This window comes from Streptomyces sp. V4I8, from assembly GCF_041261225.1.
GTDB lineage: Bacteria > Actinomycetota > Actinomycetes > Streptomycetales > Streptomycetaceae > Streptomyces.
The window spans coordinates 125,232-150,976 of record NZ_JBGCCN010000003.1 but is presented as its reverse complement, the minus strand read 5'-3'; the positions used below and the strand labels follow the sequence as shown (position 1 = coordinate 150,976).

General features: G+C 67.2%; 20 protein-coding genes and 3 pseudogenes. 14 read left to right on the top strand and 9 right to left on the bottom strand.

Annotation, left to right across the window (positions count from 1 at the left end):
• Window positions 1-63: 63 nt before the first annotated feature.
• The 5 genes and pseudogenes from ABIE67_RS49020 (at window position 64) to ABIE67_RS49000 (ending at window position 7,894) form a co-directional block, all read left to right on the top strand.
• Window positions 64-1,131 carry an IS110 family transposase gene (locus ABIE67_RS49020; protein WP_370270953.1) on the top strand — a complete coding sequence of 356 codons (1,068 nt, stop codon included), beginning with the start codon at window positions 64-66 and terminating at the stop codon, window positions 1,129-1,131.
• A 17-nt stretch (window positions 1,132-1,148) separates the two neighbouring features.
• Window positions 1,149-1,370 (top strand): annotated as a pseudogene (locus tag ABIE67_RS49015) (integrase core domain-containing protein); the annotation flags it as partial.
• 947 nt (window positions 1,371-2,317) lie between these two features.
• Entirely contained in the window at window positions 2,318-2,893 is a 576-nt protein-coding gene (locus tag ABIE67_RS49010) for a transcriptional regulator (protein ID WP_370270952.1), read from the top strand.
• Window positions 2,894-3,707: 814 nt separating this feature from the next.
• Window positions 3,708-5,828 (top strand): MMPL family transporter, encoded by a 2,121-nt coding sequence (locus ABIE67_RS49005; protein WP_370270951.1) that lies wholly within the window; start codon window positions 3,708-3,710, stop codon window positions 5,826-5,828.
• A gap of 344 nt (window positions 5,829-6,172) precedes the next feature.
• A complete protein-coding gene (locus ABIE67_RS49000) occupies window positions 6,173-7,894 on the top strand; it encodes an IS1634 family transposase (protein ID WP_370270950.1) in 1,722 nt (573 codons plus the stop codon).
• A gap of 346 nt (window positions 7,895-8,240) precedes the next feature.
• Here ABIE67_RS49000 and ABIE67_RS48995 read toward each other — a convergent pair whose 3' ends face one another.
• The 3 genes from ABIE67_RS48995 to ABIE67_RS48985 form a co-directional block, all read right to left on the bottom strand.
• Window positions 8,241-8,627 (bottom strand): fic family toxin-antitoxin system, toxin component, encoded by a 387-nt coding sequence (locus ABIE67_RS48995; protein WP_370270949.1) that lies wholly within the window; start codon window positions 8,625-8,627, stop codon window positions 8,241-8,243.
• Window positions 8,624-8,905 carry a DUF1778 domain-containing protein gene (locus ABIE67_RS48990; RefSeq protein WP_370270948.1) on the bottom strand — a complete coding sequence of 94 codons (282 nt, stop codon included), beginning with the start codon at window positions 8,903-8,905 and terminating at the stop codon, window positions 8,624-8,626. Before ABIE67_RS48990 ends, ABIE67_RS48995 begins: the two co-directional genes overlap by 4 nt.
• Window positions 8,906-9,144: 239 nt before the next feature.
• Window positions 9,145-10,449, bottom strand: a complete 1,305-nt coding sequence (locus ABIE67_RS48985; protein WP_370270947.1) for a glycosyl hydrolase family 28-related protein — start codon at window positions 10,447-10,449, stop codon at window positions 9,145-9,147.
• A 645-nt stretch (window positions 10,450-11,094) separates the two neighbouring features.
• Here ABIE67_RS48985 and ABIE67_RS48980 point away from each other — a divergent pair.
• From ABIE67_RS48980 to ABIE67_RS48970, 3 genes and pseudogenes are all read left to right on the top strand, one after another.
• Window positions 11,095-11,845 (top strand): annotated as a pseudogene (locus tag ABIE67_RS48980) (SDR family oxidoreductase); the annotation flags it as partial.
• Window positions 11,846-12,051: 206 nt separating this feature from the next.
• Entirely contained in the window at window positions 12,052-12,762 is a 711-nt protein-coding gene (locus tag ABIE67_RS48975) for an IS110 family transposase (protein ID WP_370270945.1), read from the top strand.
• Window positions 12,759-13,046 (top strand): helix-turn-helix domain-containing protein, encoded by a 288-nt coding sequence (locus ABIE67_RS48970; RefSeq protein WP_370270944.1) that lies wholly within the window; start codon window positions 12,759-12,761, stop codon window positions 13,044-13,046. The genes ABIE67_RS48975 and ABIE67_RS48970 overlap by 4 nt, the downstream gene beginning before the upstream one ends.
• On the opposite strand, the gene ABIE67_RS48965 is transcribed toward ABIE67_RS48970, so the two are convergent.
• Window positions 12,979-14,181 carry an IS110 family transposase gene (locus tag ABIE67_RS48965; protein WP_370252425.1) on the bottom strand — a complete coding sequence of 401 codons (1,203 nt, stop codon included), beginning with the start codon at window positions 14,179-14,181 and terminating at the stop codon, window positions 12,979-12,981. The two genes, ABIE67_RS48970 and ABIE67_RS48965, sit on opposite strands and share 68 nt — an antisense overlap.
• Before the next feature lie 267 nt (window positions 14,182-14,448).
• On the opposite strand from ABIE67_RS48965, the gene ABIE67_RS48960 reads away from it, so the two are divergent.
• Together ABIE67_RS48960 and ABIE67_RS48955 are read left to right on the top strand one after the other, a co-directional pair.
• A complete protein-coding gene (locus ABIE67_RS48960) occupies window positions 14,449-14,991 on the top strand; it encodes a winged helix-turn-helix domain-containing protein (protein ID WP_370270943.1) in 543 nt (180 codons plus the stop codon).
• Window positions 14,992-15,235: 244 nt separating this feature from the next.
• Window positions 15,236-16,281 (top strand): annotated as a pseudogene (locus tag ABIE67_RS48955) (transposase).
• On the opposite strand, the gene ltrA reads toward ABIE67_RS48955, so the two are convergent.
• A complete protein-coding gene (ltrA, locus tag ABIE67_RS48950) occupies window positions 16,271-17,701 on the bottom strand; it encodes a group II intron reverse transcriptase/maturase (protein ID WP_370270942.1) in 1,431 nt (476 codons plus the stop codon). The pseudogene ABIE67_RS48955 and the gene ltrA overlap by 11 nt on opposite strands.
• 726 nt (window positions 17,702-18,427) lie before the next feature.
• Between ltrA and ABIE67_RS48945 the strand changes: the two genes are divergently transcribed.
• Together ABIE67_RS48945 and ABIE67_RS48940 are read left to right on the top strand one after the other, a co-directional pair.
• Window positions 18,428-18,577: a hypothetical protein gene (locus ABIE67_RS48945; RefSeq protein ID WP_370270941.1), complete on the top strand. Its 150-nt coding sequence runs from the start codon at window positions 18,428-18,430 to the stop codon at window positions 18,575-18,577.
• Between the two features lie 450 nt (window positions 18,578-19,027).
• Window positions 19,028-19,474 (top strand): spore-associated protein, encoded by a 447-nt coding sequence (locus tag ABIE67_RS48940; protein WP_370270939.1) that lies wholly within the window; start codon window positions 19,028-19,030, stop codon window positions 19,472-19,474.
• Between the two features lie 280 nt (window positions 19,475-19,754).
• Here ABIE67_RS48940 and ABIE67_RS48935 read toward each other — a convergent pair whose 3' ends face one another.
• Window positions 19,755-20,993: an IS256 family transposase gene (locus ABIE67_RS48935; RefSeq protein ID WP_370270937.1), complete on the bottom strand. Its 1,239-nt coding sequence runs from the start codon at window positions 20,991-20,993 to the stop codon at window positions 19,755-19,757.
• A gap of 314 nt (window positions 20,994-21,307) precedes the next feature.
• Between ABIE67_RS48935 and ABIE67_RS48930 the strand changes: the two genes are divergently transcribed.
• Window positions 21,308-22,705 carry an IS1380 family transposase gene (locus ABIE67_RS48930; protein ID WP_370251787.1) on the top strand — a complete coding sequence of 466 codons (1,398 nt, stop codon included), beginning with the start codon at window positions 21,308-21,310 and terminating at the stop codon, window positions 22,703-22,705.
• A gap of 1,211 nt (window positions 22,706-23,916) precedes the next feature.
• Here ABIE67_RS48930 and ABIE67_RS48925 read toward each other — a convergent pair.
• Together ABIE67_RS48925 and ABIE67_RS48920 are read right to left on the bottom strand one after the other, a co-directional pair.
• Entirely contained in the window at window positions 23,917-24,225 is a 309-nt protein-coding gene (locus tag ABIE67_RS48925; RefSeq protein ID WP_370270936.1) for a transposase, read from the bottom strand.
• A 389-nt stretch (window positions 24,226-24,614) separates the two neighbouring features.
• Window positions 24,615-24,776, bottom strand: coding sequence for a hypothetical protein (locus tag ABIE67_RS48920; protein ID WP_370252430.1), 162 nt, complete (start codon window positions 24,774-24,776; stop codon window positions 24,615-24,617).
• Window positions 24,777-24,902: 126 nt separating this feature from the next.
• Between ABIE67_RS48920 and ABIE67_RS48915 the strand changes: the two genes are divergently transcribed.
• Window positions 24,903-25,421, top strand: a complete 519-nt coding sequence (locus ABIE67_RS48915; RefSeq protein ID WP_370252435.1) for a transposase — start codon at window positions 24,903-24,905, stop codon at window positions 25,419-25,421.
• A gap of 36 nt (window positions 25,422-25,457) precedes the next feature.
• Here ABIE67_RS48915 and ABIE67_RS48910 read toward each other — a convergent pair whose 3' ends face one another.
• Entirely contained in the window at window positions 25,458-25,712 is a 255-nt protein-coding gene (locus tag ABIE67_RS48910; RefSeq protein ID WP_370271001.1) for a pyridoxamine 5'-phosphate oxidase family protein, read from the bottom strand.
• Between the last annotated feature and the right edge of the window lie 33 nt (window positions 25,713-25,745).

The following is a 25,745-nucleotide window of genomic DNA, read 5'->3' as shown; positions in this document are numbered from 1 at the left end:
TGTCCTCCCGCCCGGCCGACGGTCTCGTGCTGACCGCCGCTTCCGGGAGGGGAACGGACAGCCATGACCACCATCCTGCAGGCCGAGCCGATCGGGAAAGTCGTCGTCGGAGTCGACACCCACAAGTACGTGCACACTGCGGTCGTTGTCGACGTCGTCGGCGGCACCCGGGGCAGCCTCAGCGTCGCCGCCGACCGCGGCGGATACGAACAACTCACCCAGTGGCCTGCGCGGTTCGGGCAGGTCCTTGGCTTCGGCGTCGAGGGCACCGGTTCCTACGGCGCCGGACTCGCCTCCCACCTGCGCCGACACGGCCACAAGGTGATCGAGGTCAACCGGCCCGACCGCAGAGTGCGCCGCCAGCGCGGCAAGTCCGACCCCATAGACGCGGAGAACGCCGCCCGCGCAGTCCTCGCGGGCACCGCGACCGCGACACCGAAGAGCGCCGAGGGCACGGTGGAGATGATCCGCCACACCAAGATCGCCCGCGATACTGCGGTCAAGTCCCGCACCCAGGCCATGGTCACCCTCAAGGCCCTCATCGTCACCGTGCCTGACGAACTGCGCGAACAGCTCCAGGGCCTGCCGAAGATGACGCTCATCGACCGGTGCGCGGGACTGCGGCCCGGCACGGTCACCAGCGTGCTGGCGTCGGCGAAACGCTCCCTGCGCTCCCTGGCCCGCCGCTGGCTCGTCCTCAACGAGGAGATCAAGGACCACGACCGGCTCCTGGGCGAGCTCACCCGCCAGCAGGCTCCCGAGCTGGTGGAAGCGTTCGGGATCGGTGCGGACACCCCCGCCGAAGTCCTGGTCGTGGTCGGCGACAATCCCGAACGGATCCGCTCCCAGGCCGCGTTCGCCAAGCTCGCCGGCGTCTGCCCCGTCCCGGCCTCGTCCGGCAGGACGGACCGCCACCGGCTCAACCGAGGAGGCCACCGGCAGCTGAACTCCGCGCTCTACCGGGTCGTGATCGTCCGCATGCGCTTCCACCAGCCGACCATCGATTACGTCGCCCGGCGCACCAGCGAGGGCAAGACGAAGAAGGAGATCATCCGCTGCCTCAAGCGGTACCTCGCTCGCGAGATCTACCAGATGGTCCAGGCCAACCCAAACCGCGCCCAAGCCACTTGACGACCTATAGGAGCGTCAACGCGCTCATGGAGTCGACGATCGGCCTGTTCAAGACCGAGGTCATCAAGCCGCAGCGGCCGTGGAAGACGCTGTCGCACGTCGAGCTCGCCACTGCCGAGTGGGTCGACTGGTGCAACCACCGCCGGCTCCACGGTGAGATCGGGCACATCCCACCCGCCGAATACGAAGCCAACTTCTACCGAGCAACCACGAATCACCAGGTCACAGCCAACATCTGAGATCTCTATCGAACCCGGAACGGTTCACCGTGACTGGAGGGAGAGGCAACGACACACACAACGGCAGCGAAGGAAATGACACCCTCAACGCCGCGGACGGCGCATTCGCCAACGACAGCCTCGACGGCCGCCCTCAACTGCCCCTGAGTATCCGCCCCTCGCCGGTGAACCCACCGGATGACGGGCAAGCGGTGCCGGCGGGAGCACCTGCCTGACGGCGACGGAGTGCATGAACGACATGGAGCAGGGGTCTTGGCGTGCTTCGCGACCGGTGCCGGCAGTGACTGAAGCGACTGGGGTTTCGATATCGGAGGATTCGAGGCCGCCGCGCGATGAAGTGGTAGCTGTCCCTGATACGGCCGCCAGCCTGGAACAGCCGTCGCGGTACCCCGGCATCGGGACACCGACCGAGCCGGTCGCCGGCCCGAGTCCCTCGGCCAGCTGGAGAAAAGGGACAGTTGGTCACGCGCGGCGTCATTTTCTCCCGGTTAAGGCATCTTTCCTTTCGGGATGAGACGCGGTGCTCTCGTCTTCACCTCCGCAAGGTCCGTACCCGTCATTCCCTGTTCCTGGTGAGGGGTACGGGACCTGGGGACGGCATGGTGATCTGCTGTCACGTGCGATACGTCAGATCTCAGCGGTACCGGCCGGTGCCGTGCACGCCGTCGGCGGAGGCGGTCCCCGCGTGGTTTCCATCGGCCTCGCGGAAACAGGACCGGCAGGGAAGCGGGCTGTCCCGAGTGCTGCGTTCGGGACAGCCCGCGGTGCTCTCAGCGCGCCAGTGCGTTGCAGCGTCCGGGAGCTGGACGACCGCACGATTCGGCCGAGCGTCGAGCCAGTCCGCCGCCGCGAGGCCCCGGCCGATCTGCCGTAAATCCCACGCCGGGCGGGTGCTCGGCCTCCACGACCCTTTACAGTGATCCAGAACCCGAGGATCGGAAGAGTCGATGCCTGAGCGGAACATCGAGTTCGGCAAGTACGGCGCCCGGGGCATCAAGGGTCATGAGGCCGTCGCCCGCCAACTGGACGCCCTCGCCGGCTTCGTCGCCACCCCCATCACCGTACGGCGAGGCCTGCTCGCCCGCCTTCACTACCTCACCCGTACCGACCACGCCCGCGCCGCGGCCCGCGCGGCCGGCCTCACGGTCACGGACCGCACCCTGCGCGCCTGGCTGGAAGGCACCCGCGCGCCCTCGAAGAGGAATCTGGAGCGCGTTGAGCGGGCCTATCGCACGGTGCGTCGCCACAACGTCGCCCGCTATCTGCTCGCACGCCTCAATCGTGAAGGCCGCGGCACCCGCGTGGAGTTCCACCCGCTCAACCAGTCCCAGGTGGACCGGCCCCGCCAGCGCGTAGTCGCGTACCGCACCCTCAACGTCCGTCACTGGGACCGTGTGGTCGAGGCGTGGGTCAACGATGACTTCCAAGCTTTGGACGAGGCGTGGATCAGCGACGCGGTGATCGACCTCGGCTCCGAGTGGGGCCAGTACGAGTACGTCACCAACATCGGATTCGCCGCATGACGGCCTTGCTTGCCCGGTCGGTCGCCGCGTCAAGGCGGGCGGCGTCCTGAGCCTCGCCCAGGACGACGGCATGCCAGGGCGGCCGGTGACAGGGACAGCTCACTCACCCGGGGCCAGGGCCGTGCCGGGCCGCACGCCAAGCCGGCCGGGAGACACCGTCACACCATCGCGCTGACAAGAGGCCGGCAACTCTGGTCCGCCCGCGATCTTCAAGTCCCGCTTGACCCGGATGAGGTCACAAGCCGCCTGTCCGGGCGACCGGAGGTGCCCGAAAGACGGCAGTACCGGAAACTGCACACACCGGACAGGGGCCAGGGATTCCCCGGGCTCTTCCGCCCGGTGCCGGGTGCGGCGGCGGGGCTTTCGGCACCAGGGCCGGTGCGATCGGCGATGGCTGCGCAGAAAGGTGCTGTCTGTGGACACCGCGGCGTTAACAGGGCCCCGGGTGCCGGGCTGGGTGTTTTGCGCCCGGCGGGTGCCGTACGAGGCGGGTGTGGCCGGATTCCCGGTGAATCCGGTGGCCGACGCATGCCGTGCCCCACTCGTGCACACCATGCGTTTCCCGCTCACGCCCGCCGTCCACGCACCTGGGCGCGCTGACGCTCGCACGTACGCCCCCGTGCCGGCCGGCCTGGGGGAGCCTGTGCACCGCGCCGAGGAGACGCCGGCCGACGGACCGCAGGTGACCGCACCTTGCTCCAGCCACCCCGCCGGGAACAGCCCGTAGTGGCCGAGGAATGTGACAGCTGAACGCGGCCAGTCAGGTCGCCGAGAGCTGCCCCACACTGCTGTTCCCAGGATTCAGGAGGTAGTGATGCCTGACTTACGACGCAGGTCCTGGCTGGTCGTCGTGACCGCCGTCCTGGCAGCAGTGTGCTCACTCGCACTGGCCCCGCTCGTCTTCTCGGCACTTGGTACGGGCGGTGCCGCCGCCACCGGCACCGAGGCGGAGCGGGCCGGACGGCAGGCCGAGCGGCTGGGCGTACTCGGCCCCGACCTCGTACTCGCTCTGTCGGGGCGGCCGGCCGCCGGGTTGGAAGAGGGCGCGCAGGACGTGGTGCGGGCGCTGTCGGCCAGGAAAGAAGTGAAGGCGGTATGGTCCGCACAGACCGCGCGCGACCCGTGGCTGCGGTCGTTGGACGGGCGGACTGTGCTGGTCGAGGCCCGGCTGGCGGGATCGGACGAGGAACGCAAGGAAGCGGCGCGGGATGTGGTGGCCGCGGCTCGCTCAGCCGCCCCCGCGCTGCGGGTGGAACCCAGCGGTGGGGCCTGGGCCAACCGGGAGATCGACGAGGCAATCAAGCGGGATCTGAGCCGCGCCGAACTGCTGGCGGCGCCCGCGCTGTTCGTCATCCTGGTCTTCGCCTACGGCTCCGTCGTTTCCGCCCTGTTGCCCGTGATGGTGGCCGTTCTCGCCGTCAGCTGCACGCTCCCCTTGCTGGGCCTGCTGACGCTGGCTGTCGAGATTCCCCGGCCCGCCGTGAACACGGCGGCCGCGATCGGCCTGGGGCTCGCCGTCGACTACAGCCTCTTCCTGCTGGCCCGGTTCCGGGAAGAACTGGGCCGGTGCGGTGATCGGGAGAGCGCTCTGCGGGCAGCTCTGCACTCCAGTGGCCGCATGATCGCCTTCTCGGCCGCCGCCATCGCTGCCTGCCTCGCGGCCGCCATGGTCGTGCCGGTGCCGCTGCTGCGTGGGCTGTCCATGGCGGGCATGGTCACCGCGGTGCTGGCGGCGCTGGTCGCCCTGACCGTGCTGCCCGCCTGTCTCCGGCTGCTGGGGCCGCGCATCGACCTCTGGGATCCGCTACGGCGGTGGCGGCGCGGCGGCACGGGAGACGGCAGCCGGTTCTGGCGGCGCACGGCCCACGCGGTCACCGCGCGGCCCGTACTCGCGGGCGGCCTCGCGGTGTTGGTCCTGGCGCTGCTCGCGATGCCCTTCACCAGCGCCCGGCTCGGCCTGGTCGACGAGCGCACCTTGCCCCCGTCGGCTTCGGTGGTCAAGGTGGCCGAACGCGTCCGCGCTGGATTCGCGGCTCCCCCGGAACGGCTGTTGACGGTGGTTGTCACCGGGCCGCGGGCGGCGGCCGAGGCCGGCGACTACGCCAGACACCTGGCAGGCATCAAGGACGTCACCGATGTACGGGTCGTACGGAAAATCTCCGGTAAGGCTGCCGCATCGCCCGGCGGCCAGGCCGCCGTCCTTGCCCTTGCCACCGGTGTGGCCCCCGACACCCGCGCGGCCGAGGACGTCGTACGGGCCGTGCGGGACGCGTCCGCTCCCGGCGCCGTGGCGGTCGGCGGGCGGGCCGCCGAAGTCGCCGACACCCGCGAGGCCGTACTCGACGCCCTTCCGCTGTGCCTGCTGGTGCCGGCTGTGGCGCTCCTGCTTCTGCTCGGCAGTTACACCCGTACGATCGTCGCCCCACTGAAGGCACTCGTCGTAGGGGTGGTGAGCCTGGGCGGGAGTCTGGGGGCGATCGTGGTGCTCTTCCAGGACGGGCGGGGCAACGAGCTCCTCGGTGGCTTCAAGGCCGCTGGCTCGCTGGACGCGTCCACGCTGCTCTTCGTCCTGTTCATCACGCTCGCTCTGTCGGTGGACTACGAGGTGTTCCTGCTGGGCCGCATCCGTGAGGAGTACCTGCGCTCGGGCGACAACCGCGCCGCGATTGTGGACGGCATCGCCCATACCGGCCGGCTGATGACGTCCGCCGCGGCGGCGGTGGCCATCTCCACCGCTGCCATGGGTACCTCCGAAGTCGCACTGCTGAAGATGATCGGCATCGGCATCGCACTCGGGGCGCTGGTGGACGCCGTCCTGGTGCGTGGGGTCCTCGTACCAGCCGTCATGGCCGCCCTCGGCCCGGCCAACTGGTGGACCCCGACCCGGTTACCGACGCGGTGGCTGACCGCACGCAAGGAGAAGGGCGACGGCTGAGGCGTACGGCCGCGCTGCGACGGACGGTCGCCCGCCACAGGGGGGGGGACCCTTCAACTGGCCCTGCTGGTAGGAGCGTTCGTTGATCCCTGGTGGGGGATTGGCTACGGGGCGATTGCGTGCAACCCTTCAGGCCGGTTCAACGACAACCACTGATTCGTCCAGGTGGCTCGGCCCTTCACCCGGGTTCGACGTAATTCGGGGGTTCTGGAGGCGGCGACGGGGTGAAGCCGCTGGTCACGGAGGCCTCGGCTGGAGCCGCACCCGAAAATGCCTAGAGACACGACTTCTTTGATTTCCCTGCGCTGGCCTGGCCATAGCTCGTATGGTCTGGAGTCGTGTACGTGAGGACCACGAAGCGGGAGAACAAGTCGGGGACGGTGCGGTACCTGCACCTGGCCCACAACGAGTGGGACCCGGTGAAGGGCCGGGCGGTGCCGAAGGTACTGTTCACCTTCGGCCGCGAGGACGAGCTGGACCGCGACGCGATCCGGCGGCTCGTCGCGTCCCTGTCCCGGCTGCTGGAGCCCGGCGAAGCCCTGGCGGCGAACACCGCACCGGGGCTGGAGTACACGGGCTCGGTGCCGTTCGGGGGCGCCTATGTCCTGGACCACCTGTGGCACCGCCTGAAGATCGACAAGATCGTGGGCCGGGTCGGGCAGCCCAAGCGAGGCCGGCCCCGGGACATGACCGCGACCGAGCGGGTGTTGTTCGCGCTGGTCGCCAACCGCGCGCTGGCCCCGTCCTCGAAGCTCGCCGCCGCCGAGTGGATCACCCACGACGTGCACATCGACTCGCTGCCCGAGGCCGGCGAGCAGTCCTGCTACCGGGCGATGGACTGGCTCCACGAGGTCAAGGACGACCTGGAGAAGCAGGTCTTCGACGAGGTCGCGAACCTGCTGAACCTGGAAGTGGACCTGCTGTTCTTCGACACCACCAGCACCTACTTCGAACTCGAGGAACCCGACGAGTCCGTCGCCCGCGACGAGAAGGGCCACCGCCGGGACGACGCCGGCGACGAGGGCCAGGACGTCGGGGACGCGGCCAAGCCGGCCGGGTTCCGCACGCACGGCAAGTCGAAGGACTCCCGCGACGACCTGCCCCAGATCGTGATCGGCCTGGCGGTCACCCGCGACGGCATCCCGGTCCGCGTCTGGTCCTGGCCCGGAAATGCCTCGGACCAGACCCTGATCCGGCAGGTCAAGGACGACATGCGCGACTGGACCCTCTCCAAGATCGTGTGGGTCGCCGACCGCGGCTTCTCATCTGACCGCAACCGCCGCTACCTGCGCAGCGGCACCGACGCCTACATCATCGGCGAGAAGCTCCGCACCACATCCCCCGAGGTCAAGCAGGCCCTGTCCCGACAGGGCCGCTACCAGGACATCACCGGGAACATGCGCGTCAAGGAGGTACGGATCAGCGACACCGAACGGTTCGTCATCTGCCACAACCCCGAAGCCGCCGACCGCGACCGGCGCATGCGCGAGCAACTCGTCGCCCAACTCCAAGAGCTGATCGCCGATACCGACAAGCTCAGCGACTTCAAGCGCGGCGAGCTACGCGGCAAGATCGCCGCCAAGCCCGGCCTGAACCGCTACCTGCGCATCACCCCCGCCGGGAAGCTCCGCGTCGACCAGACCAAGGTCAAAGCCGAGGAGAACCGCGACGGCAAGTACCTGCTGCGCTGCTCGGACCCCAAGCTCTCCGCCGAGGACATCGCGCGCGGCTACAAGGCCCTCCTGGAAGTCGAGCGTGGCTGGCGGGACATGAAGCAGGTCATCGACCTGCGGCCGGTCTACCACCGGCTCGAGGAACGCATCCGCGCCCACGTCCTGCTGTGCTGGCTCGCGCTCCTGCTCATCCGCATCGCGGAGACCGCCACCGGCGAGACCTGGCCCAGGATCCGCCGCGAGCTCGACCGCCTCCACCTGGGCACCTTCACCGGCCCCACCGGCACGTTCCAGCAGGTCACCACCCCCACCAAGCCCCAGCAGGACCTGCTCGCCAAGCTCGGCATCCCCGCCCCCACGCAGATCGCCGGCCTTCAGCCCACACCGCGCTGACCAGCCACAACACCACCGCCTAGAGACACGCCCTCCAGGCGGCCACACCCATGCCCCCGCAGGTCAGGCCCCACTTTCGACTCTCCAGGCCGCCGAATTACGTCGAACCCGGGCTTCAGGGTTGTACGGAGGTGCAGACCAGGATCCGCCGGGCCGCGGAGCGGACATCATCGATATCGATGACCGTGCGAGAACGCCGCGGACGACACCCTCCCGGCGTGAACCCGTATCACCCGGCGAATTCAGGCACGCCGCGATACGGGAAGAACGGTTCCCACAATCTCTCGCGCGGTAGCCGACCATCGATTCGCCTCTCCCCACGCCGCCGGGGCGCCGACGGTGTGGATCAGGCGACGGTCCAGTCGCGAAGCTGCCGGGCGATCCGGGCCACCCCGAGTGTTCCGGAAGCGGCGTCGCGTACCAGGGCGACGGCAGCCTTGGGCGTGTAATCGAGCCGGCGTTCGTTGAGGGAGAGGTAGGCCTCGGTGGCATGCCATGCGAAGGCTTCGCCAGAGTGCTCCAGGCACGGCAGCTTTGCCAGGGTCTGCAGCAGCGCCGCCGCCTTGAGGTGCAGGGATCCGTAGATGTCGCGTTCCAGCGCCTTGGCGTTGACCCGGGCGACAGCGGCATAGAGCGGCCCGTAGTCGTCGACCTGGGGATCGCCGTCGAGCAGCTCGGCGGCGTGCAGCAGGAAGGTGACGTCGAGCGGGTGGCGCGGCTCGCGCTGGGTCACGCGGCGTGACCTCGCTCCTGCTGCGCCTGCCGCTCGGCCGCCCGGTGCTCGGCACTGGGGTCCACGGTGCTGGGTTCTGCCGCGAAGGCCGCGCCGCTGCGGGCCATCGACGCCTTGAAGCCGTCCAAGAACCGCTGCTCCACAGCGGTCGCGCGGGCGTAGGCGGCAGAGAGGATGTACTCCTGCATGCTGACCCCTTCCTGCTTCGCGGCAGCCGCGATGGCGGCCCGCTGCTGCGGGTCGGGGAAACGCAGATTCATTGCCTTGGCTTCCGTCATGGCACCCACGGTACCAGTGGTACCGTGCTGGGTCTTGGGGGCCGGCAGGTATTGATCGTGGGTCTCAGCGACAGAGTGGTGCGGGGAGCGCGCAGGCGACGATTTCTCCGGGCCTGGCCGGAAACGCCTCGGTCCCCCCGGAAGCCCGTACGTTGCAAGTACACCGGGGGACCAATCCCGCAGTCAGCGATCAACTCCCCAAAGACCGACCGACTCTTGAAAGAACTCCGTGACCCTCATCAGGGATAAATAATGTTCCCGTTGATCTGGTTGAACGGGTTGGTGGCGAGGCTCGCGTATGCGGCGCTGTGTGTGTCGGCGACAACGGTGTTGTTCGAGAAGTTGATTACGCCGTTTCCGTAGAATCTCACACCGAGAGAGTTGGCGCTGATGTCGTTGCCCGTGATGGTGACCTTGGCGCCGCCGTCGACGAGGAGTGCGGGTCCGGCGCGCCCTTCCATTTCGGAGCTGGCGATCGTCACGTAGTAGCCGCCGTGGATGTAGACCGACGCGTTGCCGTTGGCGCGGAAGTGGCCGCCGGCCACGTTGATCCGGCTTTCGTTCCCGGTGATTGCGAGGGCGTGGACGTGACTGTAGTGGGTGGTGTTGGTGAGGGTCACGAGTGTCTTGTCCGCGCTCAGTACGCCGACGTTGCAGAAGTCGGTGGTGAGGCCGTCGATCGTGCCCCAGGTGGCACCCTTGTCGGTCCCTTGCAGGAGAACGCCGACGTTCGCGCCGAAGACGAAGGTGTTGTTCATGTGAAACGCGTCGAGGTGGCCCAGCTGGATGCCGATGCCACTTTTCCAGAAGGCTCCCTGGTACACGTTGGGGGGTGTCCAGACTTCCACGTTCGAAATCCTCGTAGCGTCCCAGCCGGTGTCGATTCGCATACCCAGCCTGGCGGGCGCCGAAATGAACACATCCTGGATGACCGCCCGTCCGGTGTTCTCACCAATGGACTCGATTCCCGCCCACGGGAAGGAGATCTTCACGTTGCTGACGCGGTTTCCGATGCCGTCGAGGACGACGGTCGTGGCGAACTGCTTCGCCGTAACTTGGTCTGTGGGGTGCTGAAAGTTCAGGCCGCTGATCGCGCCGCCGTCCTTGAGGCGGATCGCCCAGTCAGCGGGATCCGCCGGCACGATGGTGGGGAGCGTTTGATAGTCGGCGGTGTAGCTGGCGTGGGCGTCCCCGGTCATCACCTGCTTCGTCAGCGTGAGGGTGTCGGTGATCTTGTATGTGCCCATCGGGACGTAGACCGGGATCTTCATCATCGCCGACTCCGCGATGGCTTGCTGGAAGGCCGCGGTGTCATCGGTTGTGCCGTCACCGACGGCACCGAAATCCCGGACGTTGGCGACTTCCACCGTGGAAGCGGCCACCTTCTTGCGCACCTTGACGAGGTGCTGGGGCTGGGCCGCCTGCACATCGACCGAGCTCGTTGCGGGCAGTTCGGCCGCCGTCGCTTGCGGGATGCCGACTGCCCCCGCAATGCCGCAGGCCATCAGCATGGCAGCGAATAATCGGCCAAGCTGTCGATTCATTCGTCTTCTCACTCTCTTTGAACCGGAAGGTGGAGTCACTGCATCCGCCGCGTGGCGCTGTCGTCCCGCGGGAACCGTGGATGCCATCCGTAATTCATATGACATGAAGAAGGAATGAGTACCTACAGTTATATGACGGCGCATCTATAGAAACGGAACGATCTCCGCCCGGTTGGCGGATGGGCGGGAGGAGTGCGGCCCGCAGGACGAGCTCCGAACCTCGCCGTCGAGGGCGTGTGCAGCGCTCGTGGTCGGCGTCACTTTGCGGTGCAGGCATGCAGGGTCGGCTGCCGCGAGCAAGGGTCGCAAAGTCACGTCTTTTATCATCGCTGACATGAATTCCGCGCGCCTGCCTCCTTGATTTATGCGGTTATTGACATGATCAACGTCACGCCTACTGGCGCGTAACAAAGGTTCTTTTCGATTACGTGTGACATCCCGGGCGGTATGTGTTCTTCTGATGTCGATGCCGCCGTTACCGGGGGTATCTCCTCCTCTTCGGGGACCTTTCTGTCAAGAGGGCAGTGATGCACAGAAAGGGTTGGGGGAATTATCCGCGCGGAGTAACGACGTGAGGCTTCCGATCTTCGAGCAAAGTGCTGTTCATTCGCCGTATTAGAGATCCGATACCAAAGGGAAAGGAAGATGGGTTATGGGAAAGGCGAGGATCTTCAGGATCAGGTCGTCGTGGTGACGGGTGCGGCGCGCGGTGTCGGCCGGCAGCTGGCGCGCGAGCTCGCGGCGCATGGGGCGCGGATCGCGCTGGTCGGCCTGGAGCCGGAGGCGTCGCAGCAGGTGGCGCGAGGGCTGCCCACCGATTCCGCTTGCTGGTACGCCGATGTCACCGATGCCGAGGCCATGACAGAGGTCGCGGGCAAGGTCGTGGAGCACTTCGGGAGCGTCGTCGTCGCCAACGCCGGCGTGGCTCTGGGCGGTCCGTTCCTGGACTGTGACGCCCGCTCCTTCAACCGGGTGTTGGAGGTCAACCTGCTGGGCAGTGCCAATACCGCCCGCGCCTTCCTGCCCGCCCTGCTCGACAGTCAGGGCTATCTCCTGCAGATCGCCTCCCTGGCTGCCATGACCCCCACCCCCATGATGGCGGCCTACTGCGCCTCGAAGTCGGGCGTCGAGGCGTTCGCCCACTGTCTGCGCGCCGAAGTCGGCCACCAGGGCGTCACCGTTGGCGTGGCGTACCTGAGTTGGACCGATACCGATATGGTGCGCGGCGCGGACGAGGACGACGTCTTGCGTGAACTGCCGGCGCCTTCCCTGGCCGTCCAACCGCGCCTACCCCCTGCGCCCCGCCGTCGAGCGGATCGTCGCCGGCATCGAACGCCGTTCCCCACACGTCTACGCTCAGAGCTGGCTCCGCGGACTGCAAGGCATGCGCGGGCACTGTCAAGTTTGACGGGGCATCAGATGATCAAGAAGGTGATCCGTAATTTTCGCCTTCGAATCCACGACTGAAGCGCCGAATCGAGAAGTCACAGGCGGCATTGAATCGCGATATTCCTTCTTGATCATCTGACGCCTCGTCAAACTTGACAATGCCATCCGGGCGGCTCCCAGCTCGCGCTGCCCGAGCGCTGGAAGGTCGTCGACGTGAACGGGCGTGTTGCCTCCGATGATCATCTGTCGCGGCTCGCGGCGGACACCCGCGCCGACTTCCTGAACGGCGAGTCGGGCCACGCGCAGACTCCGGACACGTGCCCGGAAGGCACCTCGGACAACGTCCGTCCCCTGGTCAGTGTGGGGGCGCACGGTCGCGCTTACGTCACGGGTGGGGACGCGCGACTGAACATCGAGTCGGCGGACGGGCGCGCCCGGTTCACGCTGCACACCGTGCCGGATGACGCACACCAGGAAGCGCGCGACGGGTTCCACAAGCGTGCGCGGGAACTGTCCGGGCAGATCGTCAAGCCTGCCGACGGGCGCCCCGTGTTCAAGCCCGCGAAGGTTCAGATGTGGTCGGGCAAGCCCACGCCGCGTAAGGCGTTCGAGCCTAAGGACTACGCCCCGGGGTCCACGCCGACGTTACTGGAGGTCCCCGGATGCGGAGTGATCGGCGCCGCCGCGATCCTCGGCGAGACCGCGGGCGCCGCCCGTTTCAAGTCAAAGGACGCATTCGCCCACTTCAACGGCACCGCACCGATTCCCGTCTGGTCCTCGAACAAGGTCAGGGTCCGGCTCAACCGAGGCGGCAACCGGGCGATCAACAACGCCCTCCACATGATCGCGGTTACTGCGGTTGAACTCGCAGTGGCGGGTGGGGATCTGACGTTTCGTGATCGTTGCGGTATGCCGGAGGGATGAGGTATGCGCAGGGAGGCGGGCTGACGCCGGGGAAGCAGGCGGCTCGTGAACAGGTGAGGCTGGAGGCCGCGGAGCGGTTCGCGCGTGGGGAGAAGACCAGGGACATCGCGCGTGAGTTTCGTATCGGGGAGCGCCAGGTGGAGAAGTGGCGCAGGACGTGGCGCGAGGGCGGGGCCAAGGCGCTGCGGTCGAGGGGGGGTGCCTCTATGTCTTTGGTCAAGCGAGGCGTGGGGTTCTGGGTTCGTAGAAGGTGCCGTCGCGGAGCATTGCGAACAGCACATTGATGCGTTGTCGGGCGAGCCGGAGGAGGGCTTGTGTGTGGGTCTTTCCGCGGGCTCGGCAGCGGTTGTAGTAGGTGCGGGAGGCGGGGTCGTGCAGGGCGGCGAACGCGGACAGGAACATTGCGCGTTTGAGCTGCCGGTTGCCGCCTCTGGGTGCGTGTTCGCCGTGGATGGAGGTGCCCGATGACTTCGTGGTCGGGGCGAGGCCTGCGTAGGAGGCGAGGTGGGCGGCGGTGGGGAAGCTGGTGCCGTCGTCGACGGTGACCAGCAGCGTGGCGGCGGTCCTGACGCCGACGCCGGGCAGCGACGTCAGGACCTTCGAAAGAGGGTGGTCCTCCAGCAGGGTGCTGATCTGGGCTTCTGTCGCCCGGCGTTGTTCGTGGACGGCGCCGAGCGAGCGGGCCAGCGAGGGGATCACGATGTCGAGCGTGCCGGTTCCCGGAACGACGACGGTCTGTTCGTCGAGCGCGTCGAAGACATCGTCGATCAGCCGTGTCGCCATGCGCGGGGCCTTGGGGCGGATCACCTCGACCAGTCTGCGGCGTCCGGCCTTTCGCAGCGCGGCCGGGGATCCGTAGCGTTCCAGCAGCCAGGTGACGGCCTGGTGGTCCAGACGCGGGCCGAGGACGCGTTCCAGCGACGGGTGGAACTGGGTGAGCAGGCCGCGGATCTGGTTGGAGGTGCGGGTGGCCTCGGCCGCCAGGTCCTGGTCGAAGCCGACGAGCACGGTCAGCTCGGCGGTGATCTCGTCGGTCAGCTCCAGCGAGCGCAGGGTGTGGGGCATGGTGCGGGCCGCGTCCGCGATCACCGCGGCGTCCTTCGCGTCGGTTTTCGCCTCGCCGGGGTAGAGGTCGGCGATCCGCCGCATCGCCAGGCCGGGCAGGTAGGCGACCTTGCAGCCGGTGTCCCGGGCGACGGACAGAGGCAGAGCGCCGATGGAGGCCGGCTGGTCCACGATCACCAGGACGGTGCCGAACTTGGTCTTCAGCCTGTCGAAGACGTCTGGCAACTTCGGTTCGGTGTTGGGCAGTTGTTTGTCGAAGACCTTCTTGCCGACCGGGGTGAGGCCGTGGCCGTGGTGGGCGCTTTTGCCGACATCCAGGCCGAGGAAGACGCCTATCTCGTCGCTGTCGTTCAAGCCGTCCTCCCGAACGAGGTTGTGCGGTGCTGGCCGGGGCGTTGGCGTCGTGCGCGCATCCACGTTATGCAGACCTGCCGCCTGCGTAAGACCGGGCATTGCGCTCGGCCAAGCGGTAGTCGGGCCTCTCATCAGCGTCTCCAACGGCGCCTCTCGGGCCCGGTGGCACCACCCCCCAGGTCATCCCTTCGACAGGGGGGAACAGCCATGCCGGGCCCGGAGGCCAGCGGCCCTCTTGCAGGACCGCGGAAAACATAACGGGGGCCGATGGGCGTGGAGCTGTTGGGCCCTGCGCAATGGGAGTGTCTCGTACGGGAGTTGGGGGGCGGGATGCTGGCGCACGGGTGGGACGAGGAGCAGGGCTGGACGCTGGTACGGATCCGGGCTCTGGTCATCCGGCTGTTCCTGGTGGAGTACACGGTGCAGGGGGTGTGGAAGCTGATGCGGCGGCATGGCTGGTCCCCGCAGGTGCCGGCCCGGCGGGCACTGGAACGGGACGACGCGAGTGTCGAGCGGTGGCGGAGCGAGGTGTGGGAGACGGTAAAGCCACCGCGGCGGCCCGGGACGCCTACATCTGCTTCGAGGACGAGGCCGGGCAGGGACCGAGGCCGCCGAAGGGACATACGTGGGCGCCGCGCGGACAGACACCGCAGGTGCGGGTGCGTGGCTCGAACCGGGGACGGGTTTCCGTTGCGGGACTGGTCTGCTACAAGAGCGGCGAACGATCGCGTCTGGTCTACCGGTTGCACGTGTACCGGGGACGCAAGGGCGAGGCGAAGAGCTTCACCTGGCAGGACTACCGCGACCTGATCGTCGTAGCGCACAACCAGCTCCAGGCCCCCGTGGTCTGGGTCTGGGACAAATCTCAACGTCCATCTGGTCGACGAGCTCGCGCTGTTCTTCGTGGAGAACGAGGAGTGGCTGACGGCGTTCCAGTTGCCGTCGTACGCTCCTGAGCTCAATCCGCAGGAGGGCATCTAGGGCGCGTATCGGGTCGTGATCAATCTGGGGGATTCGCCTTCGTAACGGGGTCTGGATCGGTAGACCTTTTTGTGTGACGCGAGTGCAACTGACGGATGAGGAATGGGAGTTCGTCGAGCCGTACCTGCCGATCGGCGAGTACGGTCCGTACCCCGAGCGGCTGCGGCAGCAGTTCGAGGGGGTGATCTGGCGGTTCAGGACCGGCGGGCAGTGGCGGGAGATGCCGCAGGAGTTCGGTGCCTGGTCAACCGTCCACAACCGCTTCCGGCAATGGCGTGACGCCGGCGTCTTCGAGGCCCTGCTGGAGGGCCTGATCGCGGAAGCCGCGAAGCGGGGTGAGATCGATCTGTCCCTGGTCAGCATCGACTCCACCACCGCGCGCGCTCACCACGACGCAGCCGGGATGCACCTGGGCCAGGACGTCCTCACCGCCCTGGAGAAGGCTGCTACCGAGGCGGAGAAGGCCAGGTCAAAAGGGGCAGCCTCGAAGAACAAGACGGACAGGACACTGAAAACGATCCCGGGCGGGAGGAACGACGACGCGTCCGGTGTCGGCGAAAACTCCGGCTGAAGGCCGCCCTCCTGGGACGCTCCAGGGGCGGGCAGACCAGCAAGGTCCACCTCGCCGCCGACCGCAAGTGCCGCCCGCTGGCGTTCGTGCTGACAGCGGGCCAGGCCGCGGACAGCCCGCAGTTCATCCCCGTGCTCAAGCAGTTACGGGTCCGCGGGCCCGTCGGCCGCCCCCGCACCCGGCCGGAAGCGGTCGCCGCCGATAAGGCCTACTCCTCCCGCGGGAACCGGACCCACCTGCGCAGGCGCGGCATCAGGGCAGTGATTCCGGAGAAGAAAGACCAGGCCGCAAACCGGAAGAAGAAGGGCTCCGCAGGCGGTCGACCCGTCAGCCACGACGCCGCCCTTTACAAGGAGAGGAACACCGTCGAGCGTCTGATCAACAAGCTCAAGGCCTGGCGAGGCATCGGTGAGGTCGACTCGGGGCGCCCTGCTGGTGTTTCCACCAGTGGGTTTCTCCGAGCCGCCTCCCGAACCCGGCGTGCCCGTCTCCGGGCACCGGGCTCTCCGCAAATCCCGTTTCGGGGTGTTCAGTTCCTCATGCCGTAATGGGCCACGGGGTCGGGATGAGTGTTCCCCGGTATCGGTATCTGGTCGTGCTTACCTTTGCCGGGTTGAACAGTTCCCCTTCCTCCGTGGCAGGCCACCAGCCACCGCCGTAATAGCGTCGGCGGAGCTGCTTCCAAGTGATCCCGGGATGCTTGCGCCGGATCCATCGTGTCACCCTCATCCACGTGTAGTGGCTGAGGTAACAGAAAGCGACGTTTGACACTCCGGGACGGAAGTACGCGCACCATCCTCGCAACACCGGGTTCAGCCGGTGGAGTAAGGACTCCAGCGACAAGCCGACGTTCTGCCGTCCAGTCAGTTCCTTCACCTTGGCCGTTGCGGAACGCACTGATTTCCGTGCCGGATAGGTGTAGATGTACTGCCGGTCAGTGCCCAGTTTCCGGTGCCGCTGGATGCGCCATCCGAGAAAATCGAGGCCCTCGTCAATGTGCGTGATCTTTGTCTTCTCCACCGACAGGCGAAGGCCCACCGGCTTCAACGCCTCCGCGACCTCATCGCGTAATTCCTCGGCGTGCTCACGGCGCCCGAAGACAAGCACGAGGAAGTCATCCGCATACCGGACCAGCCGGTAGTTGGGCAATCCCCGGCGCCGTCTCCTGCGCCGATCCTCGGAGGTGCTGTCTGGTCCTCCGGGGGTCTGGGCGATGTGCTCGTCCAGACCCGAGAGAGCGATGTTGGCCAGCAGCGGCGACAGGATCCCGCCCTGCGGGGTCCCAGTGCGTGTGTCCGTGAAGGCCCCGTCCCGGGACAGGATCCCGGACTTCAAAAACGCCCTCACCAAGGACAACACCCGCTTGTCCCCGATTCGATTCCGCACCCGCTCCATGAGGGCCGGGTGCGAGATCTCGTCGAAGCACGCCGTGATGTCGCCCTCCACCACCCACTCATATCCGTGGCTGGCGAGATAGCGAGTCTCGGCGATCGCGTCATGAGCCCGGCGGTTCGGGCGGAACCCATAGGAACACGGGAGGAAATCCGCTTCGAACACCGGCTCCAGCACCAGTTTCAAGGACGCCTGGACCACTCGGTCCGCCACGGTCGGAATCCCAAGACGACGAAGCTTGCCATTCGCCTTGGGAATCATCCGCTCGCGCACGGGAACCGGTCGGAAGCTGCGGTCTCTAATCTGAGTCCGCAGCCTGCCGAGAAACATCTCGACTCCCTGCCCGGCCTCGATGGAGCGTGCGGTCTTCCCATCCACTCCGGCCGTGCGGGCACCCTTGTTTCCCCGGACACGGTCCCACGCCACCAACAGGAAGGCGGGATCGGCCACGAGGTTGAACAGATCGTCGAACCTGCGATGAGGATCATCAGCAGCCCAACGGTGCAGCTTGGTCTGGATCTCCAGTACCCGGCGTTCGGCCTTCATCAAGGCCCATTCCAGCTCGTCGGTATTCACCGGCGACAGCCTCCCGGCATTCCAGTTTCCTTACTGCTGACTTGCTGGCCCCCTTCCCCATGTGGCCGGCTCTCCCGGCCTCGGAGTACTACGGGGCCTCCGTCCTGCCCGACGACCATCAGCCGGCGATGGGCCTGCCCTTGACCGAACTGGACGTCCGGTCCTTGGGCGACCGCGGGCAGTTCCCACGTTCACCACGGAATCGATCGACGGGTGAGGTGCCCAGCTCTACCCCGGCAGCATCGCCACGCTTACGCCGCAGGCTTTCGGCGTGGCCTCCCCACCGATACGTGGAGTCGGCTTCGGAGTCGACCACCGGCCAGCGGTGGTCGTGCACTGCGTCCGGCCCATATCCGCCAGGTTGGAGCCGGTGTCGTAATTACGGGGCGTCAAGCACTGATTCCTCGCGTGCACCTTCCCGTCTCGCTAGCCGGACCCGGACCGTCTGGCAGTGCCAATCCGTCCCGACGTTGTCGGGGCTGCTTACCGCTCGACTCGGCATCCCCCGAATCGAACTGCCCCCAGCTTCAGCCAGATTGCTGCGACAACCCGGCGGTGAAGGTCTCTCACCTCACTCGATTCCATGGCGCCTCGTGGCGCACCCACCCGATACGACAAGACCCCAGACAGCTACCTCGCCGGCCTCCACCTACGAGCCTCGATGATCTGGATCAACTACCTCACCCGGCCCACCAGCTGATCACGACTCGATACGCGCCCTAGTCGTTGGTCAAGCGCGGCCTGGCCGACTTCGCCGCCGCCAGCCTCGACCACCTGGCCCGCGGCATGAAACGCAAGCTCAAGAAGATTCAGTACCGGCCGGAACTGATCGACGGCTGCCTCACCGAGACCGGACTGATCATGAGTCCCGGATGATCGACCGGACCGCCACCGCGAGTTCAACCGCAGAAACACCCAGGGAGCACTTGCATTTCGGCAGCAACGGCCCATGGAATTCGCGGCCCCGAAGGCAAGGAGGCCCGCTGCGTTGTCGTCCGATGAGGACAGATGGCCAAGACGCGAGCTCAAATGAGGGAACGGTCGGACGGCGGGCGCCCGGGGCCAGGCCGGTGCTGTATCTGCGCGACATGTGATTTTCTGCCTGCTGTCTGAGGCGGTGGTAGCCTTTGTGTTTCAGAAAGCCGGAAGGGCCCGCGCAATGCGGCAACCCCTAGGACCAGGGGCCCCTACACCACCGGCGGCTGGTCAAACTGCAGAGACAGCGTCTGACTCTGATACTGCCTACCACCAGCGGCACAACCATGTGAACACTCCTGTCGGGGCACACAAAAACAGAGGTACCTCCAAGAATTCCGAGGAGGAACAATGAGATTCACGCGTTCTACCCTGACCTTCGCCGCGTTAGCAGGCGTGTTGGTGGCGACCCCAAGCGCCTTGGTAACACCCGCCGTTGCTTTTCCCGATGCCACACCGCAGGGAGTCTGCGGAAGGGGCTACGCGACCGTGAACTCGATGCCCGTGGGTTCATTAGGCACCGTTTACCTGACGTACAACTCCTCGAACGGCCAGAATTGCGTCGCGACCATCCGTAACAAGCCCGGAAGGGCCGTGGACATGTCTGTGTGGATCGACGTCCCGGACACCGGAAACGCGGCCCAGGACTACGGTCAGTACACCTCGCACGCGGGGCCGGCCTACGTTTACGGTAAGGGCCATTGCGTGAACTGGGGCGGCCACATCGACAACAGGTACGTGCAGGTCTACAACTCCAACTGCGCTCTCAGGGAGCACCGGGTCACCTTCACGCGCTGACCTGCTCCTCCCCGTCGCCATGTGTCCATGCGGCCGCCCACAGCCCGGGCGGCCGCAACACGCACCCGCGCAGTGGCCCCGGCGCACTCACAGCACGACGCGCCACCTGCACGGGCAGCCTGCGTCTGTCCGTCCGGGCATTTGCACGGCCCTGAAGAAGGGCAGGCGGATACGCGCCGAAATGGGGGCCCAGCATGGCCCGCCACGTTCAGCCCCAGACCCCGCGGTCACGTCCGCGGAAGTGGTGTATCGACGGCCACTCGGTGATCTCGTTTTGAGGCTATGCGGTGAGTTCGGTGGGCAGGGTGGTGTCGTCGGTTTCTGACTCGATCGGGTGGAGGCGGGCTTTGGCCAGCAGGTCGAGTCCCATGTAGCGGCGGGCCTCGGTCCACTCGTCGTTCTGCTCGGCCAGCACGGCGCCGACCAGGCGGATGACGGCGGAGCGGTCGGGGAAGATGCCGACCACGTCGGTGCGGCGGCGGATCTCCTTGTTCAGGCGCTCTTGCGGGTTGTTCGACCAGATTTGCCGCCAGATCTCGCGTGGGAAGGCGGTGAAGGCCAGCAGGTCGTGCTGGGCGGTGTCCAAGTGGGCTGCGGCTTTGGGGAACTTGGCCTCCAGTGCGTCCAGGACGTGCTGCATCTGGGCCTGGACGGCGTCTGTGTCGGGTTGTTCGAAGACGGTCCGCAGCAGCGTGGCCACCCAGGGCTGGGTCGATTTCGGGACCTGGCTGAGCAGATTGCGGGCGTAATGAGTCCGACATCGCTGCCAGCTCGCGCCGGGCAGGACCGCGCCGATGGCGTCGACCAGGCCGGCGTGGGCGTCGGAGATGACGAGCTGGACGCCGGACAGGCCGCGGGCGATCAGCGAGCGCAGGAAGGCCAGCCAGCCGGCACCGTCCTCGGCGGTGGCGACGTCGATGCCGAGGATCTCGCGGTGTCCGTCGGCGTTGACTCCGACCGCGATCAGTGCATGGACGTTGATGATCCGGCCGCCCTCGCGGACCTTCTGGGTCAGCGCATCGACCCAGACGAACGCGTAAGGCCCTTGGTCCAAGGGCCGGTTGCGGAACGCTGAGACCTGTTCGTCCAGGTGCCGGGTCATCGCGCTGACCTGGGACTTCGACAGCTGGGTGACGCCCAGGGACTCGGCGAGCTTCTCGACGCGGCGGGTGGAGACGCCGAGAAGGTAGGCGGTGGCGACCACTGAGATGAGGGCCTGCTCGGCCCGGCGGCGTCGCTCCAGCAGCCAGTGCGGGAAGTAACTCCCCCTCCTGAGCTTGGGGATGGCCAGTTCGACGGTGCCCGCCCGGGTGTCCCACTCGCGCGGGCGATATCCGTTGCGGTGGTTGACTCTGTCGTCGCTGACCTGGCCGTATTCGGCATTGCAGAGGGCATCGGCCTCGGCGGACATGAGTGCGTCGGCGAACGTCTTGACCATTGCGCGCAGCAGATCGGGACTCGCCGCGGCGAGGTTGTCCTCGGCGAGGGCGTGCAGGGGCAGACTGTCGGGTGCGGTCATCGTGCTGATCTCCTTCGGGCTTCGACACCTCGAAGATCAGCCGGTGGCCGTTCATCTATGCGGGCATCATCCCGACGCCGGAGCAAACCCCCGGATCAGGTCGAACCCGTACACCATCTCCATGGACGCAACCGGACCCCCCACCCCCCCGCGATCGGGTTCGCGTGCCCCGGCCGGCTGCCCGCCAGCCTCACGAATTCATGGCGCCCGGTGTCGCAGTGACAGTCGGTCACATCATGAAGGAAGGGTGCTTCCGACCTGCGATGATTCAGCTTCTCTAGGACTGGATCACGTGCAGGGGAGGCACCCTTCCGGTGTCGAAGCGTACAGAGTGGGCCGATGATCTGTCGCTGTCCGCAAGCGGGAAGAAGCTGGTGGGCAAGGCGGGCATCGTGCCGGTGCGGCGTCTGGCGGACAAGGTCGGGCTGACCGACGCGCTCGGGGCTGCCCTGGTGCGGCGGGGCTTCCGTCCCGTCCATGATCGGGGAACGGTCCTGGTCTCGGCGGCCTGCGCGGTCCTGCTGGGCGCGCGGTCGATGGCCGGGATCGATGTGATGCGCCAGACCTCGCTGGTCCTGGGCAGCCCGGCCTCGGCGTCCACGCTGTGGCGGACCCTGGAGGCGATCGGACCGGTCCAGCTGACGAAGATCGCCTCCGCACGGGCCCGGACCCGTATCCACGTCCACCAGCAGCTCGACCTGCGCCCGGGCGGCTTTCCCTGGATCAAGGTCAACGGGCGGGAGCTGACCGGTGTCACGGTGCTGGACCTGGACGCCTCAGTCGTCCCGGCGCATTCCGGCAAGGAGGGAGCCGAGCCCAACTTCAAGGGATATGGCCACCACCCGCTGTTGATGTTCTGCGACAACACCGAAGAACTCCTGGTCAACCGGCTGCGGCCGGGATCGGCGGGATCCAACACCGCCGATGACCACATCTCGGTGAGTATCGAGGGCCTGCGTCAGCTGCCCACCCGCCGTCGGCGCCGGGTCCTGTTCCGCACCGACGGCGCCGGAGCCACGATGGAGTTCCTCACCTGGATCACCTCCGGCGGCGGCAACGCGGCCAACCGCTGGGAGTACTCCGTCGGCCACACCCGCGACGACGACTTCTGGAAGGCCCTGGCCAAGGTCCCGGCCACCGCGTGGACGCCGGCCCTGGACCACAAGGGCCAGCCGCGCAAGGACGCCGACCTCGTCGAGATCACCGACATGCTCGACCTGACCGGCTGGCCGGAAGGGATGCGGGTGATCGTTCGCCGCGAACCCATCCACCCCAAGTACGAGCGCGAGCTCAAGCCGTACGAGAAGAAGACCGACTACCGCTACCAGGCCATCGCCACCAACACCACCGGCGGGCAACTGCAGTTCCTCGACGCCCGAGCCCGCTCCCACACCCACGTCGAGGCCGGCATCCGACGCGGCAAGGCCCTCTCCCTCAACCTGATGCCCTCCCGCTACTTCAAGGTCAACCAAGCCTGGTGCACCCTCCTCGCCCTGGCCACCGACCTCGCCCGCTGGTTCCAACTCCTGGCCACCGAAGGCAAACTCGCCCGGGCCGAGCCCGCCACTCTGCGCACCCGACTCCTGGACGTCCCCGCGAAACTCGCCGACCACGCCCGAAGACGCGAGCTGAAATTCGACCCCGCCTGGCCCGCATCCACCGACATCGTCGACGCCTGGGGCGCCGTCCAGGCCCTGCCCGCCCCCGGCTGACTGCCACCCCACCGACCCCGATTCCGGAAGGAGGAGACCCGCCCCGTCCTCGGCCCGTGGAAACCGACGACCACCCGTGACGACACACGGGCCGGAACGTCACCACCACCCGAAGGACGAACCAGGACGAAACCTCAACCTCGACCGATCACCTCAAGCCGGCGCGCGCACGTGAATGATCGAGGCCAGAGGTGCCGTCTCATGCCATAGCAAGCGCCTGGGGCATCGTCCGCTCGACCAGGGGGGCGTGATCGAAGAACCCCAGCAGACTGCCGGTCTTGCGGTACGGCGAATTTGGGGCTCGGTTGATCGCCGTGTACTCCAGACGTACTTCGCCCTCCTCCACAGATTCATGCCCAACAAGCCGCGGCGCGGCGCCGACTGGTCTCCCAGGAGGTGGTCGGATGCATTCGCGGTGAATGCCTGGCCCACCCGCCGCCTGGACTCCTCCATCCGCCACCGGTTGCAGGAGTACAGCGTCGGAGCATTACTCACGTGCAGAATCCGGAGGGATGTTACTGGGGCGCCAGCCGTGTGTACTTCGTATCGCCCGCACCTCCAGCGCTACCGCTAGCGGGGGAACAGTCATTGCCTCACCCTGGCCGACCACGGGATGAGGAACTTCAGTCAATCTCACGGGACTTGTGGAAAGCCCTGTGCTCGGTAACGGGCATGCCAAATTCGGGAGTGCCCGGAGAGACCCGACAATCTCGGCGTACTGCTCCAGCGTTCCGCGGACGCCCAACCGGATCTTCGTTTCGGTCGCGACCAACTCGCGGTCCTCGGCCACAATCTGCTCGTACCGCACCCGGTACAGGCGAGTTCGCCGTCTGCCTCGGACCCGAACGCGGCCCGATAGTAGCCCGGGCGTCGGTCTCGACCAGGATGACCATCAGCAGCCGCGGGTAGCCGAACTCGCCCTGTTCGTCAGGTCGTTCGGGAAGCGGGCAGTGAGGGAGCGTCCCGCCACGTCCACGTCACCGGTTCGGACACCACCTCGAAGAGGTGCCATCAAGGACTGACTCGCCCGAGCCGTTCGCGAGCCCAGGACAGCAACGAGCTCTTGGGTTCTGAGCTTTCGTCGCGCGATCCCGCTCCGGCTGGTGAGTGTCCCGCACTCCGATGAAGCGACTAATCACTCCCCGGGATCGTGGCGTCGTCATATAGACAAACCGTCAAGATCCTTTAGGCGGGTGAAGATCTTCGGGTCTTCATAGTTGAGCGGTGCGGAGGTATCCGCGGGCTCGGCGGGTGGTTACGCAGCGTGTCCGTAGTCGTTGGTGCTCGGCATTGCGGAAGCCGAACGCGTTGCGGGCTACGAGCTTGATCACCCGGTTGATGCCCTCGCTTTTGGCGTTGCTGTGCCCGGTGTCGATGAACGCGGCGATCTCGGTCCACCAGCGGTCGATGGTGGCGGCGAGGCGGCGGACTTCGGGGATGTCGCTGTCCGCGCACCAGGTGAGGAACTTCCAGCGGGCGTGGCCGACTTGGTGGCGGTTGGCGCCGGTGTCGGCGTACACGTGGACGTGGCCCTGGCAAGATTTCCGTGACGTTGGGGTGTGCCACCGTGCGCCGGTGACGCTCCGTCACGGATGGCGGCACCGTCAGCGAGTGTGATGACCTCGTACGGATCGTGTCCCCGCACCTGGATGCGGTGCGGGTGGAGCGGGTGTGGGTGGAGAGCGGCGTGGTCCATGTTTCCGCCCGCACTCGCGAGTTGCCGGTTGCGTGCCCGGACTGCGGCAGAAGCTCGGCGCGGGTGCACAGCCGCTACGTCCGCACGCTGGCTGATCTCGCGGTCGGTGGCCCGGCCGGTGTTGATCGGCCTGTCGGTGCGGCGGTTGTTTTGTGACAGCCCGCGCTGCGGGCGGCGGACGTTCGCCGAGCAGCTCGATGAACTGACGGTGCGCTACCAGCGCCGCACGCCGTTGCTGCAGCATCTGGTGGAAATGGCCGCGATATTGCTCGCCGGCCGCGGTGGCACGCGATTGCTGCAGATCCTGAACGTGCCGCTGTCGCGGACCAGCGTGCTGTTCCACCTGATGCGCATGCCGCTGCCGAAGTCGTCCACGCCCCGGGTGCTGGGTGTGGACGACTTCGCGTTGTACGCCGACGTCTATGGCACCCTGCTGGTGGATGCCGACACCCGGCTCCCGCTCACGCTCTGGGCGGGCCGGGACGCCGAGCAGTTGGCCCGGTGGCTGCGCGACCATCCCGGCGTCCAGGTCGCCGCGACGGCTCACTGGTCTACCGGCAGGCCATCGCCGACGGCGCCCCGATCGACACACCCCGCGAGCGGCCGCCCTCACCACGAGAAGTTGCCCGCTGGATCACCGCCGCACCAGCCCGGCGCGGCCTGCACGACACCGAGCGGCTGCAACGAATCCGCGCCGCCTGCCCGGAGCTGGACCGCACCCATGACCTGGTCCGCGAGTTCGCTGCCATGCTCGATGCCCGCGACGCCACTCCGCTGCCGGACTGGCTTGAGAAACTCACAACCTCGCGCCTTCCGGCCCTGGCCAGCCTGGCCACGGCGATCCGCGAGGACCAGCCCGCGGTCGTGCAGGGCATCACCACCCCGTTCAACTCCGGCGTCAACGAAGGCCGCATCACGGATCTGAAACTCCAGAAAAGGATCATGGCGGGCCGCGCAGGCATCCCGCTTCTCCGCCACCGCGTCATCCTCATGGCCCACCTCAGACGCCGCCATCCGTGACGGAGCGTCACTGGCGCACGGTGGCACACCCCGACGTCACGGAAATCTTGCCAGGGCCAGCTCAGTCGTACGCCGACACTCCAGCCAGTACCCGTCTGTGGGGTCGAGCTGGTCGGCCTCGAAGACCATGACCCCTGTGACGGCGGTGTTGTGCAGCAGTGCCGATTCGGCATGGATGCGGATGATGACGCCGCCACCGTCGACCAGGTGGTTGACCGGGCGGATCACGGGCAGCGCTTGTTGGGTCCTAGCCGATCCGGCGCCCATGGGGATGCCGGCCAGCAGCGCTATGGATTCCTCCCGGCGCAGCGGTGGGCGGTTGGA